This is a genomic window from Allobosea sp. GW821-FHT09G06 (genome assembly GCF_059416005.1).
Genome location: NZ_JBWKOI010000001.1, coordinates 1,938,639 through 1,957,517 on the forward strand (window position 1 = coordinate 1,938,639; position 18,879 = coordinate 1,957,517).

Here is an 18,879-nt window from a genome sequence, read left to right on the forward strand (position 1 = left end):
TATCACTTCACGCCGAAGGCGACGCGGATTTCCGGCACGGTCTCGTCGAAGCGCGCCTTGAAGGCGCGGTCGGCGAGCAGGGCCTTGGCCACCGCGCGGCCGACCTTGTCGCCGGCGACGAGGTCGCTCGGATAATGGAAGCCGCAGATCAGGCGGCTCTCGCCATAGCTTTTCACCCGCGCTTCCAGCTTGTCCGAAAGTTCGGGCGCCGCGGCCTTCAGCAATTCGGCATAGAGCGCCGCCGTTGCGGCGTGACCTGACGGGAAGGAGGTGCCTTCAGGGCGGGCGCCGGGGCAGGGCTTGACGCGAACCTTCGCCCAGAGCTGGAACGGGCGCTGGCGGCTGGTCAGGCGGTGGACGCTCTTCAGGAGGATGCCGAGCTCGACCTGCGCCTCGCGGAAGAGCAGCCTGACCTCGCGATGGGTGTTGTCGACATAGCCGGTGTCCATGCCGTTCAGGAAATTGACCAGCGCGAGACGCTGGTCGGCGATGGCGGCCTTCTCGCGCTCGGGCGTGCGGTTCGCGCTGATCTGCTGGACCTGCTCGAACTCGGCCTTGCCCTCGGGGCTGTTCTGCGCCGGCGGCAGCCCGATGATATGCGCGATGTCGAGCTTGGCACCGTCCAGCCAGAGCAGGTATGGCCGCTGCTGGGCCGATGCCGGCATTGCGAGGCCGAGGCCAAGCGCGAGGCCGGCGCCGAGGAGGGCGGTCCTGACGGAAGCCTTGCGAACGAGGGCTTGGCGAAAGCGAGCGGCGCGCATCATGTTTCCGGTATCGAGCAAGGGAAGCGGTTCTGGTTGTGGCTGAACGAAACGAAGCAGACGATCTATTCCAGCGTCTCTTTGTTAAGCAAAGATTTTCGCTGCTGCGAAGCGTCGCGCTTTTCCCCCGAAAAGCCGCACATTTCGCCATTCGCGGCTATCAGCTGAGCCTTTCCATGCTGGTCGGGCGGCATTGCCGGCACTGGCCGAGCTGTTCTGCCTATACCGACGAGGCGATCCTGCGCTTCGGGCTGTGGCGTGGCGGCTGGGCTGGCTTTGCCCGAATCTGCCGCTGCAATCCGTGGGGCACGAGCGGCATCGACATCGTCTGCGAGGCATTGCCGCCCGATGCGAGGTGGTATAGGCCGTGGGCCTATGGCCGCTGGCGCGGGACGAATGTGCCGGCGGCTTTCGATTCCGACGCCGAACCGGCCACGGGCGACGGAGCGCAATCCTCACATCCGTAGCCGGCCTAGTCTTACGGGGCTTGTATCCCCGAGTGAGCAGGATAGCGATCCATGACGATCTCCCTGACATTTCCCGATGGCGCCAAGCGCGAATTCCCCTCCGGCATCACCGGAGCCGAGATCGCCAAGGGCATCTCTCCCTCCCTGCTGAAGCGCACCGTCGCGATGGCGCTCGACGGCACCGTCGTCGATCTCTCCGACCCGATCACCACTGACGCCAAGATCGAGCTGCTGAACCGGGAAGACCCGCGTTCGCTCGAACTGATCCGGCACGACACCGCCCACGTCCTTGCCGAGGCGGTGCAGGAACTCTTCCCCGGCACGCAGGTGACCATCGGTCCCGTGATCGAGAACGGGTTCTTCTACGATTTCGCCCGCAACGAGCCCTTCACGCCTGAAGACTTCCCGGCGATCGAGAAGAAGATGCGCGAGATCATCGCGCGCGACAAACCCTTCACCAAGGAGGTCTGGAGCCGCGACAAGGCCAAGGATTTCTTTGCCGCGAAGGGCGAGGCCTACAAGGTCGAGCTGGTCGATGCGATCCCCGCCGACCAGACGCTGAAGATGTATGCGCAGGGCGACTGGATCGACCTCTGCCGCGGCCCGCACATGACTTCGGTCGGCAAGGTCGGCAACGCCTTCAAGCTGATGAAGACGGCCGGCGCCTATTGGCGCGGGGACTCAAACAACGCGATGCTGACCCGCATCTACGGCACCGCCTTCGCCAAGCAGGAAGAGCTCGACGCCTATCTCAAGCAGCTCGAGGAGGCGGAGAAGCGCGACCATCGCAAGCTCGGCCGGGAGATGGACCTGTTCCATTTCCAGGAGGAGGGGCCGGGCGTCGTGTTCTGGCACTCCAAGGGCTGGCGCCTGTTCCAGGAGATCATCGCCTATATGCGCCGGCGCCTCGCCGCCGACTATGAGGAGGTGAACGCGCCGCAGATCCTCGACAAGTCGCTCTGGGAGACCTCGGGCCACTGGGGCTGGTACCAGGACAACATGTTCGCGGTGAAGTCGGCCTCGGCATTCGAGAATCCGGCCGATGCCGAGCGCGACCACCGCGTCTTCGCGCTGAAGCCGATGAACTGCCCGGGCCATGTCCAGATCTTCAAGCACGGTCTGAAGAGCTATCGCGATCTGCCGATCCGGCTTGCCGAATTCGGCAATGTCCATCGCTACGAGCCCTCGGGTGCGCTGCATGGGCTGATGCGCGTGCGCGGCTTCACGCAGGACGACGCGCATATCTTCTGCACGGAAGAGCAGCTCGCGGCCGAGTGCCTGAAGATCAACGATCTGATCCTGTCGGTCTACGAGGATTTCGGCTTCACCGAGGAGCTCGTGATCAAGCTCTCGACGCGGCCTGAGAAGCGCGTCGGCTCCGACGCGGTCTGGGACCATGCCGAGCAGGTGATGACCGGCGTGCTGGAGCGGATCGCCAAGCAGTCCGGCAACCGGATCAAGACCGAGATCAATCCGGGCGAGGGCGCCTTCTACGGGCCGAAGTTCGAGTATGTGCTGCGCGACGCCATCGGCCGCGACTGGCAGTGCGGCACGACGCAGGTCGACTTCAACCTGCCGGAGCGGTTCGGCGCCTTCTATATCGGCGCCGATGGCGAGAAGAAGCAGCCGGTCATGGTCCACCGCGCCATCTGCGGCTCGCTGGAGCGCTTCACCGGCATCCTGATCGAGCACCATGCCGGGCATTTCCCGCTCTGGCTGGCGCCCGAGCAGATCGTCGTCTGCCCGATCACCTCGGAGGCCGATGCCTATGCCGAGGAGGTGACGATGGTCCTGATGGGCGCTGGCCTGCGCGCCCGCGCCGATCTGCGCAACGAGAAGATCTCGTACAAGGTCCGCGAGCACTCGCTGGCCAAGGTCCCGGTCATCCTCGCCGTCGGCAAGCGCGAGGCCGAGGAGAAGACCGTGACGGTCCGCCGCCTCGGCAGCCAGGCGCAGACCGTGATGACGCTCGACGAGGCGCTCGCGGCGCTGGGCCAGGAGGCGCTGGCGCCTGATCTGGCGCGCCGGAAGGCCGTGAAGGCGGGCTGACGACTTGCCGTCATGGCCGGGCTCGACCCGGCCATCTCGGAAACCAGCCTGATCTGCCTGAGATTCTCGGGTCGAAGCTTTGCTTCGCCCGAGAATGACGGCGAGCGGCTGGGTTTGCTGATTTCTGACGGAACCTCACCGTCATCCCGGACAAGCTGCGTAGCAGCGCCGATCCGGGATCCATCTTAGAGCTCCGGAGCCTTACGATGGATCCCGGGTCAAGCCCGGGATGACGGAGCGTTTCTGGTAAAATCTGGCGCCCCTAGCGAATCCTCGCCTCGCCATGCCAGATTGCCGGCGATGCTGACAGGCTCCTATCGCAAGCGGCTCGAGGCCGATCTTCCCCGCTGGGTCTCTGAGGGCTGGCTCAGCGCCGAGAATGCCGGCGCGATCCGGCGCTCGGTCGCGCGCGAGCAGGGTGGCATCCGCCTGCCGGCCGTGCTCGGCCTGCTCGGCGGCCTCTTGATCGCGGCGAGTGTCGCCGCCTTCGTCGCAGCCGGTTGGGAGGATATCCCGCGCCTCGTCAAGCTTGGTATGATCCTCGCAGGCATCGCGGTCTGCATCGCCTACGCCTTCCGGCTGGAGCGGCAGGGCTCGCCGCGCGGCGCCGATGCGGCCGTGACCTGCGGCGTGCTGATCTTCGGCGCGGGCTTGGCATTGGTCGGCCAGATGTACCACCTGCCCGCCGACTGGCCGGGCGGGGCCTTGCTGGTGGCGCTCGGCGGCCTGATCGCCGCCGTCCTGATGCGCTCGAACGGCGCCCTCGCGATCGCCCTGATCGCGATCTGCGCCTGGAGCGGCGGGCGCTGGGAGGAGGCGCGCAGCGGCGCCCATCTCGGCTTCTTCATCCTCTATCTGCCGGCCCTGTGGCTCTCGCTGTCGCGCGATAACCGGCTGGTGCATCACCTCGTCGTGCTGGCGGCTGGGGCCTGGCTCGCCATGGCGCCGGGCTATGGGCTGTTCGATCGCTTCGATTACGGACTCCTGGCCTATGGGCTGGCGCTCGCCGTGTTCTATGTGGCGCTGGGCGCATTGGCGCTCGACCGGGGCTTGCCTTCGGTGCTGACCGCCTGCCTGCCCTGGGGACTGCTCGGGCTGGTGCTGGTGCTGAACACCGAGCTGATCCGCATCCTCGACCGGGACGAGGCACGCGCAGGCCACGCCTTCCGCTTCGTTTTCATGGCCTATGCCGTTGCCATTCCCGTCGTGGCCGCCCTGGCGGGGCTCGCCCGTGAGCGGCGTTTCGCCTGGCCCCTGGCGGCGGGGCTTGCCTTCGCCTTGCTGGTGCCGGTCGTGTTCTGGACCGGCATCGTCACCGCCATGGCCGGCAAGATCATCGTCGCGAGCCTCGTGCTGCTGGCTGCTACGGCGCTGGTGGTGGCCGGGTCGGTCGGCGGCATCCGGCGATTGGTGCTGGCGGGTTCGGTGCTGTTCGGCGTCGCGATCCTGATCCTGCTCTGGCAGACGATCGGCACGCTGCTCGACCAGTCGCTGTTCTTCCTCGTCGCAGGCGCGGCCCTGCTGGCGATCGCTTCCGGGGCGCGGCGGCTCTTCGCCCGCCTCAACCCGCCTGAGAAGGAAGCCGCCTGATGCGCGCGCTTTCGGCCGATAGCCTCATCGCCAAGGTGCCTTTGGTCTGGCGCGCGCTGGCAACCGCGCTGCTGCTGGGACTCGTCCTGCTCGCGCTCGTCGAGCAGCGGGCTCGGATCCTGCGCGGCGGCACCGAGATCCGGCTGCGGAGCGTGCCCGTCGATCCGCGCGACCTCTTCCGCGGCGATTATGTCGTACTGAGCTATCCGATCAGCACGGTCGAGACCGGTGCTCCCGGCCAGCCGGGCTTCCAGCGCGGCGAGCAGGTCTATGTCAGCTTGGGCCGGGACGAGCAGGGCTTTGCCAAGGCGACCGGCGTTTCGCGCGACTGGCCCAAGGCCGGCGACGGTATCGTCGTGATCGCCGGGCGCGTCACCGCGACCTCGGCCTGCGCCACCAATGCGGACGGCGCCTTCGATTGCAGCGGCCAGCGCAACCGCCTGCGCATCGCCTATGGGCTCGAAAGCTATTTCGTGCCGCAGGGCGAGGGCAAGGCGATCGAGACCACCGATAAGGCCCGGATCGAGGTCGTAGCCGCCGTCTCCTCGTCGGGCGAGGCGGCGATCAAGCGCCTGCTGATCGACGGCAAGCCGGTCTACGCCGAACCGCCGTATTGAGGCGCATTGGCCGTTCGCATTAAGGCGCTGCGGTCTCTTGAAAACGCGAGTCATCCCGGACGGAGCGAAGCGGAGATCCGGGATCCATTCCTGAACCTCAACCGGAAGCGCTCCGGCATGGATCCCGGGTCAAGCCCGGGATGACTCGCGTATTTTCCCTGAACCTCAGTGGGCTCTGAGAGGCACCCGGCATCACATTGCCGTGTCATCCTCGCCCCGTCTCAACCCTGCCGCAAAGCCGCTGATGATCCGCCACACGCGCTTGTGACAACACGCCGCGTGACGCGAATCCTCAGGAGTTATATGAACGGCAGATGAATGAGTTCGGCAACGAACGTTCATCTTGAGAGCGGCGAGCCGGGAACATGCATCGGCCGTCGGCGTTTCGACCCTGGATTTTCCGGCCTGCTGAAGGACTACTGTCCCGTGTCCTCCCATTCTTCCTTCAGGCGCTTCCTGCTTCTCGGCCGACCGGCCGTGGACGCGGTGCTGGCCGCGCCGGGGCGGGATGCGCGGATCGACGTGATCCGCGGGCTCGCCCTGCTGATCATCTTCATCAACCACATGCCGGGAAACGTCGTCTCGGCCTATATGCCGCATAATTTCGGCTTCTCGGACGCGGCCGATATCTTCGTGCTGCTCGCCGGCGTCTCGGCGACGCTGGCCTATGGCGGGCTGATCGAGCAGCGCGGCTTCGCGGTCGCAGGGCTGAAGCTCGGCGCGCGGCTCTGGACGCTCTACATCGCCCATCTCGCGGTGTTCATCATCGTCTGCGGCGTCGTCGCCACGGCGGTGACGCGCACGCAGAACCCGCTCTATATCGAGGCGATCAATATCCAGCCCTTCTTCCGCGACACGGTCGAGGCGCTGATCGGCGCGCTGACGCTGACCTATCAGCCGTCCTATCTCGATATCCTGCCCCTCTATATCGTGCTGCTGGCGCTGTTCCCGGTAATCTATTACGCGGCGCGGCTGAGCCCGCTGCTGACGCTCGCCTGCTCGCTGGCGATCTGGCAGATGGCGCTCGCCTTCGAGCTCAATCTGCCCAATGGCAATGCCGGCGTCTGGTTCTTCAACCCCTTCGCCTGGCAGGTCGTCTTCACGCTCGGCGTCGTCATCGGCCGTGCGGCGCAGCTCGGCATTCGCGCCCCGCGCCTGGTCTGGCTCGACGTCGCGGCGGTCGCCTTCATCGTCTTCGCCTGGGTGGTGAAGACCTCCAGCGGCAATCCGACCGGGATCGCGGCGCTGAACGACTGGTTCGATTCCGTGCAGCTCGGCTCGGACAAGACCAATCTCGCCTGGACGCGCATCCTGCATATCGGCGCGCTGGCGTGGCTGGCGATCCGCTGGCTGCCGTCGGGCATGGCGCTGGCAAAGGCCGCGCCCGGCCGCATGCTCGCCAATGCCGGGCAGAACTCGCTGCATGTCTTCTGCGCGGGGGTCGTGCTCTCGATCATCGGGCAGATCGTACTGGCGGAAACATCCTTCGATCTGGGCGTTCAGTTGCTGATATGCGCCGGTGGCGCTACAATTCTGACAGGGTTAGGGATTTTCCTGTCGTGGTACCGTTCGATCACGAAACGCGGCGCAGGCGCCGAGTCTACCCAGGCCGGTGGCGCACAGCTGCCGCGGCCTTCCTTCTCTTCGCGCTGAATTCCGGATCGAGTGCCGCGCCGCTGCCGCCGCCGCTCGATGTGCGCTGCCGTGCGGAGGCGGCCAAGACCGCCTTTCAGCCGAGCTTGCCGGTGGCCCGCAAGGCGCTCCAGGAAACCGGCCGCCTGACCATCGTGGCGCTGGGCTCCTCGGCGACAGCCGGTTCCGGCGCCAGCGCCGACGACAAGAGCTATCCTGCCGTCTTGCAGGCCGAGTTGCGCCGGCGCCTGCCGGGTGCGGAGGTTCGGGTCGTCAACAAGGGCGTCGGCGGCCAGTCGGCCTATGACATGCTGCTGCGCATGCAGACCGACGTCATCGACGAGAAGCCGGCGATCGTGATCTGGCAGACCGTGATCAACGACGCGATCCGCGATATCGGCGAGGACAAGCTCGGCAAGATCCTGCGCAAGGGCGTGAGCAAGGCCCGCACCGCCGGGGTCGAAATGATCCTGATGGACCTGCCCTGGCTGCCGCGCGAAGGGCGCTATCCCCACTACGACGATTACCGCGCTGTGCTGACGAAGACGGCGCAGGACCAGGGCATCTCGCTGTTCCCGCGCTATGCGATGATGAAGGGCTGGTCGAGTTCGCGCCAGTTCACGCCGGAGGAGCTCGTCGGCATGGACGGCCTGCACCTGGTCGATGCCGGTTATCGCTGCCTCGCGCTGCGGCTGGCCGACGGGATCGTCGCGGGGATCGGTCCGGTCAGGATCGAGGCGGCGGGTGCCGTGAAGCCGACCAACTGAGGCCCTGTCCTTCCGGGGCTTCGCGCAGCGAAGAACCCGGAACCCACGACTGGGTGAGCAGCTTGCGACTGGGTATTGGAGGCCTCACCCAGTCGAGGGTTCCGGGTTCGCGCCTGTAGCGCGCCCCGGAATGACAATGGGCCTGCGAAGCGGCTGCCGCCTTACTTCGCCAAAACCTCGATATCGCGATCGCTGCCCGACTCGACCTTGAAGTCGCGCGAGTAGACCTGCCCCTCCTGCCGGGCGATCAGGACATAGTCGCCTTCCGCCAGGATCACCTGCGGGAAAGCGCCGATCGCCTCGCGGATGACGTCGCCGCCCGGCGTCAGCACGCTGAAGGCGGTGCCGGCGAAGGCTTCGCCACCGGCATTGGCAACGAGCTTGAGCGTCACCTTGGCGGCGCGGTGATGCAGCGTCGCGTCGGTGACCTTCCCGGTCTCCACCTTCACGTCGGCGCGCTGGATCGCGTTGGAATCGCCGTAGGTCGAGACCACGTGATAGGTGCCCTCGGGCAGGCGGATGACCTCGCCCGCCTTGGCGCCGCTGGTGATCAAACGGCCTTCCGAGTTGCCCTGCAGCGGCACGAAGACCGAGAAGGAGAGCAGCGGGGCCGGGATCGGGGCATCCCCGATCGAGCCGGCGAGCGAGAGCGCGCCTGCGCTGATCTGGACCTGATCGCGCAGGCCCTGCTGACTGAGGCTGACGCGCTTCGTGCCGCTGGCGAAACCGTAGCCGGCATGGATGACGTAATTGCCGGGCGGCAGCGAGAAGGCCGGCTCCGGCTCTGACGAACGCGCGACGATCCGCGACGAGGCGCCGTCGCCGCCCTCGCTGAGAACCCGCCAGTTCAACCCGGAGCGGATCGGCTTGCGGTCGGCGGCGAACTGGGCGGAGACGGACAGCCGCGCCAATCCGCTCGGCGCCACCGGCTGACCTTGCAGGGGCGCGGGAGGCGGCGTGTCCGCGCCGGGACCGGGATCGGCGGACTGGGCGCCGGCGAGGTTCGGCGCAAGCAGGACAGCCATGGCGAAGGCGGCTCCGACAAGGCGGCGAGCTTTAAAGCCCTCCAATTCAAGCATGCTTTTCGTCCTCGGCGGCTCTGCGGCGATGTATGAGCAGCTCCGCTTGTCCTCATCATGGCGAAGGAATAGGTCAATTCCCAAGCCATAGTCAGGATGTTTCATGACCGATACGCTCTCTCTGCTCAAGCTGCGCCGCTCCGTGCCGCCGCAGTTCCTCACGGCGCCCGGCCCCGATGGCGCTCAGCTCGACGAATTGCTCGCCATCTCCGCGCGCGTGCCCGACCATGGCAAGCTCGCGCCCTGGCGCTTCATCGTCTTCAAGGGCGCGGCCCGCGAGGAAGCGGCGGAGATCGTCGCGCGCATCTTCCGCGAGAAGAACCCGCAGGCGAGCGAGGATCAGGTCGAGTTCGAGCGCAAGCGCCTGCTGCATGCGCCGGTCATCGTCGCCGTGGTCTCGCGGGCGCGCGAGCATGCCAAGATTCCGCTCTGGGAGCAGGAGCTTTCGGCCGGCGCGGTCTGCATGAACATGCTCGTCGCCGCTTATGCCATGGGCTATGCCGGCTCCTGGCTGACCAACTGGTTCTCCTTCGACCGGCAGGTGCTGAGCGCCTTCGGGCTGGCCGAGGACGAGCGGATGGCCGGCTTCGTGCATCTGGGCACGCCGACGGCGCCGATCACCGATCGCGACCGGCCGGTGATGGCCGATATCGTCAGCTATTACGGGACCTGACGCGATGATCTATTCGGCCACGCAAGAGGATCTCGGCTTCGCGCATGATCCGTTCAAGGCGATCGTCGCGCCGCGGCCGATCGGCTGGATCACGGCGCTGAGCGCTAAAGGCGAGGTCAATCTCTCGCCCTACAGCTTCTTCAACGCGATCTCGTCGCGGCCGAACATCGTGATGTTCTCCTCGGAGAACAAGAAGGACGCCGTCGCCTTCGTCGAGGAGACCGGTGAGTTCACCTGCTCGCTGGTCACCAAGGCGCTGGCGCATCCGATGAATCTGACCTCGGCGCCGCTGCCGCGCGGCGAGAGCGAATACGCCCATGCCGGGCTTGAGATGGCGCCGTCGCGCTTCGTCAAGCCGCCGCGCGTCGCCGGCACGCCGGCTGCGCTCGAATGCAAGCTGCTTTCGGTGCAGCAGTTGCTCGATGTCGACGGCAACGCCGTGCCGCGCTGGATGGTGCTTGGGCAGGTCGTCGGCATCTTCATCGACGATGCCTTCGTCAAGGACGGGCGCTTCGACACCGCAGGCGCCAACCCGATCGCGCGCTGCGGCTATGCCGATTATGCCGAGGTGACGAGCCTGTTCTCGATCACCCGTCCGGCCGGCGGATAAGTTGTGCATTTGCACTTGGCCTGCGCAGGGATCGCCTCGACTCGATAATCCGCGGCATGCGACATGCCCTTGGGATAGGGGACGGGCCGAATGCATTCATCTTTCCGAGCCGCCGCGCTGGCGGCTTTTTTCGTGTCGAGCCTTGGCGCTTGCGTACCGCGCTACTCGTCGATCGAGGTCGCCGACATGCTGTCGAAAGGCTCGGTGGAGGTTGAGGCCAATACCAGCCGCAACGCCGTGAATGTCGTCACCAGAGGACAAACTGCGGGCACCGCGATCATGAACGGCCAGGGCGGTATTGCCGGGGTCCTGATCGGGGCGGCCATCGTCGCGGCATCGGCCGAGCCCGATATTCTCAACACGGGAAACGTCACCCAGCCGATCGCAGATGGCCTTCAGAAGAAATTCCGTCGGCCTGACGCATCGGCGCAGAATTTCTACAAAGTCCTGGTTGCCGGCGGCGGGAGCCTGACGCCTGCAATGGGAGATCATTTCCAGCTGACCTACACCGTTGCGATGAACGTCACGAACATCAAGACGCAAGAAGTCGTGATGATGCAGTCATGCGCGGAAACGGAAGCGTCCACCATGCCGCTGGCGAAGTGGCGCGAATCCGTTCCGTTGATTCTGACCTTACGCGGTCGGACCGCCGCGAGCTGTTCGGCCAAATTCAAGGCGGCGTTGTCGCTCTGAAGGACTCGCAATGGAGCCGTCGCATTTCGTGAAAATGCTGCGCGTCGGCTGCACTCTCATGGACGACGCTTTCGTCAGGGGCCGGCCTTTAGACGCGGCCGGCTTCAACCTGCCAGCGGCATGGCGCGATAATCCCCGAACTCCGCCAGCGCCTTGTTGATCGCCTCGGCATCGAGCTTGATGCCTTCCGGCAAGGTCAGGCGCGGCGGGTCGAGCGTCACCGTCGCGCCGGGAGCGAACGCCGTCGCGGCGCGCTGGACGCGCGAGGCACAGCCGCCGCAATGCATGCCTGAAACCTCGAAAACCTGAGTCATTCGAATCGCCTCCGGCGGTTCATTCAGCCAGTTTGCGAGCTCGCGCGACGAGCCGCTGTGCCTTGATCAGATGGGGGCGATCCAGCATTTCGCCATCGAGCCCGATGACGCCGGCGCCGGGATTGGCCTCGAACAGGGCGATGATCTGCTCGGCCTTGGCGAGCGCGGCAGGCGATGGCGCGAAGATCTCGTTGATGACCGGGACCTGTGCCGGGTGGATCGCCATCTTGCCGGTGAAGCCGTCGCGGCGCGAGGCGAGGCATTCGGCCCGGAAGCCGGCATCATCGCGGAAATTGGTGAAGACGGTGTCGATCGCGTCGACCTGCGCCGCCGTCGCCGCGAACAGCGTCAACGATCGGGCGAGGCGATAGGGGTCGGCATAGGAGCCGTCCTCCAGCCGGTTGGTCTCGGCGCCGAGGTCGGCCGAGAGGTCTTCCGCGCCCCAGGTCAGCGCCATCAGGCGGTGCGAGGAGCGGTGGTAGCTGCCGAGCCCGAAGATCGCTTTGCCGGTCTCGGTTGCGATCGGGAGAATGCGCGTCAAGCCGTCCGGCAGGTCGGATTCGGCCTCGCGCACCGCGATCTTGGCGGCGAGGTGGCCGACATCGGTGCCGCCCTCCGATTTTGGCAGCATGATCGCATCGGGTGCGCCGGGCATGATCGCGTCGAGATCGGCATCGCTCATGCCGGTCGTCAGGCCGTTGATGCGGACGATCAGCAACGGGCGCTTCGGCAAGGCGCGGGTCGATTCGAGGAAGGCGCGCGTGATCTCGCGCGCCTGCGGCTTGCCGTCGAGCGCGACGGAATCCTCAAGGTCGAGGATCAGCGCATCCGTGCCGCAATCCAGGCCCTTCTGCTGCTTCTTCGGGCTGTCGCCCGGCACGAACAGGAGCGAGCGCATGCCGGTCAGACCGCGACCGTGGCAGGGGCCGGGCGCTTGCGCATGAAGGCCTGGCGGCGGCACTGGGCGACCAGCGTGCCGTCCTGCTTGTAGGCCTTGTGCACGAACTCGACGATGCCGGCATCGGGGCGCGAGCGCGACTCGCGCTTGGCCGCGATCTCGGTGGTGCAGTTGATCGTGTCGCCCTCGAAGAGCGGGGCGGGGAAGAGCACATCGGTCATGCCGAGATTGCCGATGGTCGTGCCGACCGTGGTGTCGTTGACGGAGATGCCGATCATCAGGCCGAGCGTGAACAGCGAGTTCATCAGCGGCTTGCCCCATTCCGTCTCGGTCGCGCAGAAATGCGCATCGATATGAAGGGGTTGCGGGTTCAGCGTCATGTTGGAGAACAGCATGTTGTCCATCTGCGTGACGGTGCGGGTCAGGCCGTGCTCGATGACCGCGCCGACCTGGAAATCCTCGAAATAGATTCCGCCACGCTTGTGACGCACCACATCCGCCATAGACGCCTCCGCCTTCATAAGATCGCCGCGCGCCCTGTCGGGCGCGCCAATGGCGATCGGTATCTTTGTCACCGCATCGAAACTTTCCGAAAAGTGGAATCCACTTTTCGGTTCGATGCTGGGCCGGCTGCTGAGCCGGAACCAGAAGTCGTAGAGGGACCTCCGCCGGGAGGGAAGTGGAAAGCGCTGGTACCCCCGGCGTGGAGCCGATCTTAACGGTTCGCTTACCATAATGGAGCAATTTTGGAGGGTGCCCTCGCAATGCGCGCGGGCCGCCGCCGAAGGTCTCGATGTTCCTCTTCACCACGCCGCAGAGCCAGAGCCGCGAAACGCAGCCTGCGAACCCGGTCGTCAGCGCCATCCGTCAGGGCGCGGAGCGGACGGGGGCGGGGTTCGACTATCTGCTGAAGACGGCGCAGCGCGAGTCGTCGCTGGAGCCGACGGCCAAGGCGAGCACATCGAGCGCCACGGGGCTCTTCCAGTTCATCGAGCAGACCTGGCTCGCCATGGTGAAGCAGGAGGGGCCGAAGCAAGGCCTTTCGCAATATGCCGATGCGATCACCGAGAGCGGCGGGCGCCTCAGCGTTTCCGATCCGGCGGCGCGCGAGAAGATCCTCCAGCTGCGCAACGACCCGCAGGTCGCCGCCGTAATGGCTGGCGCGCTGACCCAGAAGAACCGCGCTCAGCTTGCCTCCAGCCTCGGCCGGCAGCCGCAGGCGGGCGAGCTCTATATGGCGCATGTGCTCGGTGCGCGCGGCGCCTCCGATCTGATCCGCGCGTCGGCCAGTGACCCCAGCCGCGTCGCGGCGCGGGATTTCCCAGAGGCCGCCGCTGCCAATCGCTCGATCTTCTACGACAAGGCCGGCCGCGCGCGCAGCGTGCAGGAGGTCTATGGCGTGCTGGCGGCCAGCCATGCCAGTACGCAGGTTGCCGCCAAGGTGGCGCCGAACGCGCAGGCGGGGCAGGACGATATCCCGGTTGCCGAGATCGCGGCAGCGCTGCGGCCCGACCGCGCCAAGGGGCTCGTCGGCCTGTTCTCGACGGGCGGCTCGCGCGATCCCGTCTCGAAGGCCGTCGCCAATCTCTGGACCACGCCGCCTCGCAACGGCACGCGCATGGCCTCGCTCGAAGGCGGCGAACGCTATTTCCCGCGGCCCGGCCAGAGCGAAGGCACGCTATCCGATGCGAGCCCCGCGGCCGCCGGCTCGGTCGTCAGTCCTCCGGCCAAGGCGGTCAACGCGCCGTTGCCGCCGTCGCGGCCGAACGACTTCTCCCAGCCCGATGTCGCGGCCGCACAGCCGGCGGGCAAGCGGCGCGGCGGGCCGCTCGACCTGTCTTCCTTCATGATCCAGCGGAGCGGAACATGATCGTTCGGCGCTTCCTCTTGTGGGCCCGGACCGCGCCGGCCGAGGCGCGCGCGAGCGGAGCCGCCGCGCTGGCGGGCGCTTATCTGCGTTCCGGCATGTCCGACGAGGACCGGCACGAGGCCGAGACGGCGCTGATCGCGCTGATCGACGATCCCTCGCCCTTGGTGCGGCGCGCGATCGCCGAGGAAATGGCGCCTTCGATGCGCACGCCGCGCAATCTCGCGCTCGGCCTGATCGCCGAGCAGAGCGATGTCGCGGCGCTGGTCCTGGCGCATTCGCCGGTGCTGACCGAGGCCGACCTGGTCGATGCCGCTGCTGTCGGCGATGCGCTCGCCCAGAAGGCCATCGCCATGCGCCGCTGCCTGCCGATCAGCGTTTGTGCGGCGCTGGCCGAGGTCGGCTGCGAGGAGGCGCTGGTCACGCTCGCGGGCAATCGCACCGCCGAGATCCCCGATTTCTCGCTGGAGCGCATGATCGAGCGCCATGGCGATAGCGGTGCGCTGCGCGAGGCGCTGCTCGAGCGCGCCGACCTGCCGGGAGGCTTGCGGCAGACGATCGCGGCCAGGGTTTCCGACACGTTGGCGAGCTTCGTCACAGGCTGTGGCTGGCTGACGGCCGAGCGCAGTGCCCGATTGGCTCGTGAATCGACCGAGCGGGTCGCCGTTGCGCTCGCAGCCGGCGGCGAGGCCAGCGATGCGCCGGCGATCGTCGAGGTGCTCAGGGTCACCGGGCGGCTGACATCGGGGTTGATGTTGCGCTCGCTGCTCAGCGGCGAGCCGGCGCTGGCGGAGGCGGCTTTCGTCGCCCTGTCCGGCCTGCCGGAGGAGCGTGTCGCGGCCCTGCTGCGCGACAGGCGCGGTGCCGGGCTCAAGGCGCTCTGCCGCAAGGCGGGTTTGCCGGCCTCGCTGGAGCCGGCCTTCTCGGCTGCGATCATGGCGCTCAATGCGCGCGGCTTCGATCGGCCGCCGGTCCGGCACGGCATGGATCGCGGCCTGCTGCGCACGGTGCTGATCGCTTGCGAGGGGGCGGAAGGGCCTGAAGCGGATGCGCTGATGGCCTTGCTGCGCCGCCTCGATGCGGAAGCGGCTCGCGAGGAGGCGCGCGGTCTGGCGGATTCGCTGGCGGACGATGCAGCGCTGGCGCTGCTCGTCGAGGCCGATCCGTCCTTCCTGATCGAACTCGCCGAGAGCGACCTGCGCGACGCTGCCTGAAGAGGCTCAGTAGCCGAATTGCTCGCGCAGGATGCGCTCGTCCAGGCTGTGGCCGGGGTCGTGCATCATGACGAGGTCGACGCCGCGGTCGATCTCGATCGAGACCGAGGTGACCTCGTCGATCTGGGTGTGATCGGCGACGGCGCTGACCGGACGCTTATCGGCTTCCAGCACCTCGATGAAGACCTTGGCATGGTCCGGCAGCAGGGCGCCGCGCCAGCGCCGCGGCCGGAAGGCCGAGATCGGCGTCAGCGCGAGCAGGGGGGCATCGAGCGGCAGGATCGGGCCATTGGCGGAGAGATTATAGGCGGTGGAACCCGCGGGTGTCGCCAGCAGGAGGCCGTCGGCGATCAGCTCGGACAGGCGCACCTGGCCATCGACCGAAATGCGCAGCTTCGCGGCCTGATAGGAGCGGCGCAGCAGCGAGACCTCGTTGATCGCCTTGGCCTGCACAGTCGCGCCGTTACGGTCCGTGGCCTGCATCGACAAGGGATGCACGATGCTGCGCTGGGCGGCGTCGAGCCTTTTGGTCAGGCCGCGCTCCTTGAACTCGTTCATCAGGAAGCCGACCGAGCCGCGATTCATGCCGTAGATCGGCTTGCCGGTGCCGAGGAAGCGATGGAGCGTCTGCAGCATCAGGCCGTCGCCGCCGAGCGCGACCACGACATCGGCCTCAGCCGGATCGGCATTGCCATAGCGCTCGACGAGCTTGTCGAGCGCCGCCTGAGCCTCAGGGGTGTCGCTGGCGACGAAGGAGATCGCGCCGAATCGTTCGGTCATAGCGTGTCCTGAAACGGCAGGCCCTGCGGTATCGGGGGCAGGCTTAACACGTCCGGGCGTCTGGCCGCGAGGCCATGGCGGCAACAAAGTCCCGGCAACGAAAAAGGCCGGGCTTTCGCCCGGCCTCGATATGAGCTGAGGAACCGAGGATCCTTAGAGAGCGGTGCTCCACTGTACCGGCACCATCTCGAAGCCGTTTCCGTCCTTGGCGATGAAGCCGGTCGCCGGGAAGGGGGCATGGTAGAAGGCGACCTGCATGCGCTCGGCCGAGACCATGTCGAGGAGCTTGCGCCGCGTTGCCGCCGCCTGCGGGCCGTCCATATCGAACACCGCCGACCAGTCGGGATTGCGCACGAAAAGGGCGGGATGGTTGGTCGTGTCCGACATGATCATCAGCTTGCCGTTGCCGGAGCCGAGCGCGAAGACCGTGTGGCCGGGCGTGTGACCGGGGGCCGCGACCGGGGTCAGGCCGGGCAGGAGTTCCTTGCCCGGTTCGAACTGCTTCACGTCCTTGGCGACCGGGCCGAAGACACGGCGCACGCCGGCAAAGGCGCCCTTCATGGCATCGGGCGCGGCGTTCATCCTGGCGTCGTCCATCCAGAAGGCCCATTCGGCCGCCGGGACCATGACCTCGGCATTGGGGAACACGGCCGTGCCGTCCTTCAGCCGGAAGCCGTTGATGTGGTCGCCGTGGAAATGGCTGAACACGACACTGGAGACGTCCTTCGGATCGAAGCCCGCCGCCTTGAAATTCGCCATCCAGGTGCCGGAGGTCGGCGCGCCGGAATCGCCGTTGCCGGTGTCGATCAGGGTCAGCTTGCCGCCATGCTGGATCGCCAGCGTGGTGAAGGTGATGCTGAGTGCGTCCTGCGGCAGGAAGGCCTGCTCCATCGCCTTCTTGACGTCGGCGAGCTCGGCATTGCGCACGAAACCTTCGAGCGGGCGCCTGCCGAAGCCATCATTGATCGCGGTGACGGTGATGTCGCCGATCTTGTAGCGATAGAAGCCGGGAGCCTGGTTCACGGGAACTCCTTGTGCCTGGGCCGGGCTGATGCCGGGCAGATCGAGTGTTGCGGCTGCAACGAGAGCGCCGGTACCGACAAGGGCGGCGCGGCGCGAGAAATCTGTGTCCTGCATGGTCTGGTCTCCCCTCGGGTCGCAGGCAGACTAGCGACGGCCTTCCTGCTTTCAACCGCAAGGGCTTGCCGGAAGGTCAAGTTTCCGTGAGGCCCGAATCCGAAGCGGCGGGCGGATCGCGCCTGGCCAGCGCGCGCAGCATCGCGGCGCAGAGCGCGAGCGAGCCCATGACGCCCTGCCCGGAGCAGTCCGCGACCAGCGCCTGGAAGGCAAGCGTCTCCTCGTTGGCGAGGCATTGCAGGCTCCAGCTCCAGCCGGGCGCCTTCTGCCGCAGCAGGGAGACGGCGATGTCGATATCGGCGCTGACGGTGCCCAGCGTCTTCCAGAACGAGCCGTGCTGGTAGATGCCGCCGGCCGGCGTGCGCCGGTTGACCAGCTGCGCCGGCTTGCGCCTGACGACGAAGCCGAGCGCCTCGTAGATATCGGCATCGAGCTCGCGGTTCGGCTTGCTGGAAGCTTCGCACCGGGCCGCGAGTGCAAGAAGTTGTGTCCGGTCGTCCATTCCGGTCCGTGCAAAGATCGATCAGGGCGGTGTGTTGCCTGAGGCCACCGCGGTCCCGCCATCTAACCCATGATCGCGCCTGCCGGCCAGCCATGGAATGCACGGGCGTCTGGTGAGGCCGTAGCCTCAGTCATTCATCCAGCGGGACTGGGTCTTGCAGCGATAGCCGATGAAGCAGGTCGGACTCTCGCGGCTGGGCACGAAGGCGGGCTCCAGACCCTCGTCGAACTCGCAGAAGCTCCGGTCGCGCACGAAGCGGTCATAGGTGAAGCCGCCCGTCCCCAGCACGATGGCACCATTCGCCTGGACGTCGCGCTGGCTCGCCGCGCAGGGGCGCGAGACGGTCGAGGGCCGCGTTTGCGCCTCGGCGCTTCCGGCTGTGAGGATAAGGGCGAGCGTAAGGACAAGGGCTTTCATCGAAGCCTCCCAAAGCTTGACCAGCCGGATAACCGCCTGGCCCGCCAAACGTTCCCCCGGCGGTGGATCTGTCAAGGGGGCGTTCCGTTGCACAGACCTGCATGACCCCTGCCTCATTCTGGCCTTGGCCTCCGTCTTGTCTCGGCACTTGTCGATTCACATGGGAAAGCACCGCCATGAAACTCGTGTTGATCGCCGCGCTCGGCGCCCTCGTTGCGCTGCCCGCCGCGGCGCAGCAGCTGCCCCAGCGCAAGCCCGGCCTCTGGGAAACGAAATCGAAGGGCAACGAGGGCGAGACCATCGCCAAGCAATGCGTCGGTCCGGGAACTGACCAGTCGATCGTCGGGGGGCTCGCTGCCGGTGCCTGCTCGAAGATGCTGGTGACCAAGACGGCCACCGGCTACGCCGTCGAGACGGAATGTGCGGTCGGCCAGATCAAGGCTTCCGGCAACAGCGTCATCATCGGAGATTTCCAGACATCGGTCCGAACTGAAGGTACGACGAAGATCAGCGGCATGCCCGGCCAGGCCGGCCCGGTGGAGCGCAAGCTCGTCGTCGAGGCCACGCGTGTCGGCGAATGCGCGCCCGGCCAGAAGCCCGGCGACATCATCATGCCGGACGGCAAGGTGATCTCGATGCCGTCGCCGAAGCCCGCGCCGTAAATTCGCAGGACAAGGTGCAGGCGGCAGGCGGGCTGATCGCAAGACCCGAGAAGGGGACATGGTGCCGGCGGAGAGGATCGAACTCCCGACCTTCGGTTTACAAAACCGCTGCACTACCGCTGTGCTACGCCGGCGCCATCGCGTCCGGCC

Annotated in this window: 21 protein-coding genes and 1 tRNA gene; 12 read left to right on the forward strand and 10 right to left on the reverse strand. The window is 66.8% G+C overall.

Annotated features, from left to right (window positions below):
• Window positions 1–2: 2 nt before the first annotated feature.
• The gene (locus AC07NY_RS09575; RefSeq protein ID WP_492287398.1) at window positions 3–764 is read right to left on the reverse strand and encodes a phosphatase PAP2 family protein; all 762 of its coding nucleotides are present in this window, start codon (window positions 762–764) and stop codon (window positions 3–5) included.
• A 101-nt stretch (window positions 765–865) separates the two neighbouring features.
• Between AC07NY_RS09575 and yidD the strand changes: the two genes are divergently transcribed.
• From yidD to AC07NY_RS09605, 6 genes are all read left to right on the forward strand, one after another.
• Window positions 866–1,228 carry a membrane protein insertion efficiency factor YidD gene (yidD, locus tag AC07NY_RS09580; RefSeq protein ID WP_494583714.1) on the forward strand — a complete coding sequence of 121 codons (363 nt, stop codon included), beginning with the start codon at window positions 866–868 and terminating at the stop codon, window positions 1,226–1,228.
• A gap of 51 nt (window positions 1,229–1,279) precedes the next feature.
• Window positions 1,280–3,277 (forward strand): threonine--tRNA ligase, encoded by a 1,998-nt coding sequence (thrS, locus tag AC07NY_RS09585; protein ID WP_494583495.1) that lies wholly within the window; start codon window positions 1,280–1,282, stop codon window positions 3,275–3,277.
• A 300-nt stretch (window positions 3,278–3,577) separates the two neighbouring features.
• Window positions 3,578–4,867 (forward strand): DUF2157 domain-containing protein, encoded by a 1,290-nt coding sequence (locus AC07NY_RS09590; RefSeq protein ID WP_494583497.1) that lies wholly within the window; start codon window positions 3,578–3,580, stop codon window positions 4,865–4,867.
• Entirely contained in the window at window positions 4,867–5,484 is a 618-nt protein-coding gene (locus AC07NY_RS09595) for a GDYXXLXY domain-containing protein (protein ID WP_494583499.1), read from the forward strand. Before AC07NY_RS09590 ends, AC07NY_RS09595 begins: the two co-directional genes overlap by 1 nt.
• A gap of 426 nt (window positions 5,485–5,910) precedes the next feature.
• Window positions 5,911–7,137, forward strand: a complete 1,227-nt coding sequence (locus tag AC07NY_RS09600) for an OpgC family protein (protein WP_494583500.1) — start codon at window positions 5,911–5,913, stop codon at window positions 7,135–7,137.
• A 41-nt stretch (window positions 7,138–7,178) separates the two neighbouring features.
• Window positions 7,179–7,883: an SGNH/GDSL hydrolase family protein gene (locus AC07NY_RS09605; RefSeq protein WP_494583502.1), complete on the forward strand. Its 705-nt coding sequence runs from the start codon at window positions 7,179–7,181 to the stop codon at window positions 7,881–7,883.
• A 161-nt stretch (window positions 7,884–8,044) separates the two neighbouring features.
• Here the strand turns inward: AC07NY_RS09605 and AC07NY_RS09610 are convergent, their stop codons facing one another.
• Window positions 8,045–8,908 (reverse strand): RgsD C-terminal domain-containing protein, encoded by an 864-nt coding sequence (locus AC07NY_RS09610; RefSeq protein ID WP_494583504.1) that lies wholly within the window; start codon window positions 8,906–8,908, stop codon window positions 8,045–8,047.
• 157 nt (window positions 8,909–9,065) lie between these two features.
• On the opposite strand from AC07NY_RS09610, the gene AC07NY_RS09615 reads away from it, so the two are divergent.
• The 3 genes from AC07NY_RS09615 to AC07NY_RS09625 all read left to right on the forward strand — a co-directional run bounded on the left by AC07NY_RS09615 (window position 9,066) and on the right by AC07NY_RS09625 (window position 10,938).
• Entirely contained in the window at window positions 9,066–9,635 is a 570-nt protein-coding gene (locus AC07NY_RS09615; RefSeq protein WP_492287405.1) for a nitroreductase family protein, read from the forward strand.
• 4 nt (window positions 9,636–9,639) lie between these two features.
• On the forward strand, window positions 9,640–10,245 hold the full coding sequence (locus AC07NY_RS09620; protein ID WP_492287406.1) for a flavin reductase family protein: 606 nt from the start codon (window positions 9,640–9,642) through the stop codon (window positions 10,243–10,245).
• 90 nt (window positions 10,246–10,335) lie between these two features.
• Complete coding sequence (locus AC07NY_RS09625; RefSeq protein WP_494583506.1) at window positions 10,336–10,938, forward strand: SRPBCC family protein; 603 nt, start codon at window positions 10,336–10,338, stop codon at window positions 10,936–10,938.
• 104 nt (window positions 10,939–11,042) lie between these two features.
• Here AC07NY_RS09625 and AC07NY_RS09630 read toward each other — a convergent pair whose 3' ends face one another.
• The 3 genes from AC07NY_RS09630 to AC07NY_RS09640 are packed head-to-tail and all read right to left on the reverse strand — an operon-like array spanning window position 11,043 to window position 12,653.
• Window positions 11,043–11,252 (reverse strand): heavy-metal-associated domain-containing protein, encoded by a 210-nt coding sequence (locus tag AC07NY_RS09630; RefSeq protein WP_494583508.1) that lies wholly within the window; start codon window positions 11,250–11,252, stop codon window positions 11,043–11,045.
• Between the two features lie 19 nt (window positions 11,253–11,271).
• Entirely contained in the window at window positions 11,272–12,150 is an 879-nt protein-coding gene (locus AC07NY_RS09635; protein ID WP_494583510.1) for an HpcH/HpaI aldolase/citrate lyase family protein, read from the reverse strand.
• A gap of 5 nt (window positions 12,151–12,155) precedes the next feature.
• Window positions 12,156–12,653, reverse strand: a complete 498-nt coding sequence (locus AC07NY_RS09640) for a MaoC family dehydratase (RefSeq protein ID WP_494583512.1) — start codon at window positions 12,651–12,653, stop codon at window positions 12,156–12,158.
• A 290-nt stretch (window positions 12,654–12,943) separates the two neighbouring features.
• Between AC07NY_RS09640 and AC07NY_RS09645 the strand changes: the two genes are divergently transcribed.
• Both AC07NY_RS09645 and AC07NY_RS09650 read left to right on the forward strand, forming a co-directional pair.
• The gene (locus AC07NY_RS09645) at window positions 12,944–14,020 is read left to right on the forward strand and encodes a lytic transglycosylase domain-containing protein (RefSeq protein ID WP_494583514.1); all 1,077 of its coding nucleotides are present in this window, start codon (window positions 12,944–12,946) and stop codon (window positions 14,018–14,020) included.
• Window positions 14,017–15,231, forward strand: coding sequence for a DUF2336 domain-containing protein (locus tag AC07NY_RS09650; protein ID WP_494583516.1), 1,215 nt, complete (start codon window positions 14,017–14,019; stop codon window positions 15,229–15,231). Before AC07NY_RS09645 ends, AC07NY_RS09650 begins: the two co-directional genes overlap by 4 nt.
• 6 nt (window positions 15,232–15,237) lie before the next feature.
• Here AC07NY_RS09650 and AC07NY_RS09655 read toward each other — a convergent pair whose 3' ends face one another.
• The 4 genes from AC07NY_RS09655 to AC07NY_RS09670 all read right to left on the reverse strand — a co-directional run bounded on the left by AC07NY_RS09655 (window position 15,238) and on the right by AC07NY_RS09670 (window position 18,067).
• The gene (locus AC07NY_RS09655) at window positions 15,238–16,011 is read right to left on the reverse strand and encodes an NAD kinase (RefSeq protein WP_492287413.1); all 774 of its coding nucleotides are present in this window, start codon (window positions 16,009–16,011) and stop codon (window positions 15,238–15,240) included.
• A gap of 153 nt (window positions 16,012–16,164) precedes the next feature.
• Entirely contained in the window at window positions 16,165–17,148 is a 984-nt protein-coding gene (locus AC07NY_RS09660; RefSeq protein WP_494583518.1) for an MBL fold metallo-hydrolase, read from the reverse strand.
• A gap of 76 nt (window positions 17,149–17,224) precedes the next feature.
• A complete protein-coding gene (locus AC07NY_RS09665) occupies window positions 17,225–17,650 on the reverse strand; it encodes a hypothetical protein (protein ID WP_492287415.1) in 426 nt (141 codons plus the stop codon).
• A 126-nt stretch (window positions 17,651–17,776) separates the two neighbouring features.
• Entirely contained in the window at window positions 17,777–18,067 is a 291-nt protein-coding gene (locus tag AC07NY_RS09670) for a hypothetical protein (RefSeq protein WP_494583520.1), read from the reverse strand.
• 176 nt (window positions 18,068–18,243) lie between these two features.
• Here AC07NY_RS09670 and AC07NY_RS09675 point away from each other — a divergent pair, with 176 nt between their 5' ends.
• Window positions 18,244–18,729 (forward strand): DUF3617 domain-containing protein, encoded by a 486-nt coding sequence (locus AC07NY_RS09675; protein ID WP_494583521.1) that lies wholly within the window; start codon window positions 18,244–18,246, stop codon window positions 18,727–18,729.
• 59 nt (window positions 18,730–18,788) lie between these two features.
• On the opposite strand, the gene AC07NY_RS09680 is transcribed toward AC07NY_RS09675, so the two are convergent.
• Window positions 18,789–18,863, reverse strand: a tRNA-Thr gene (locus tag AC07NY_RS09680).
• Window positions 18,864–18,879: the final 16 nt, after the last annotated feature.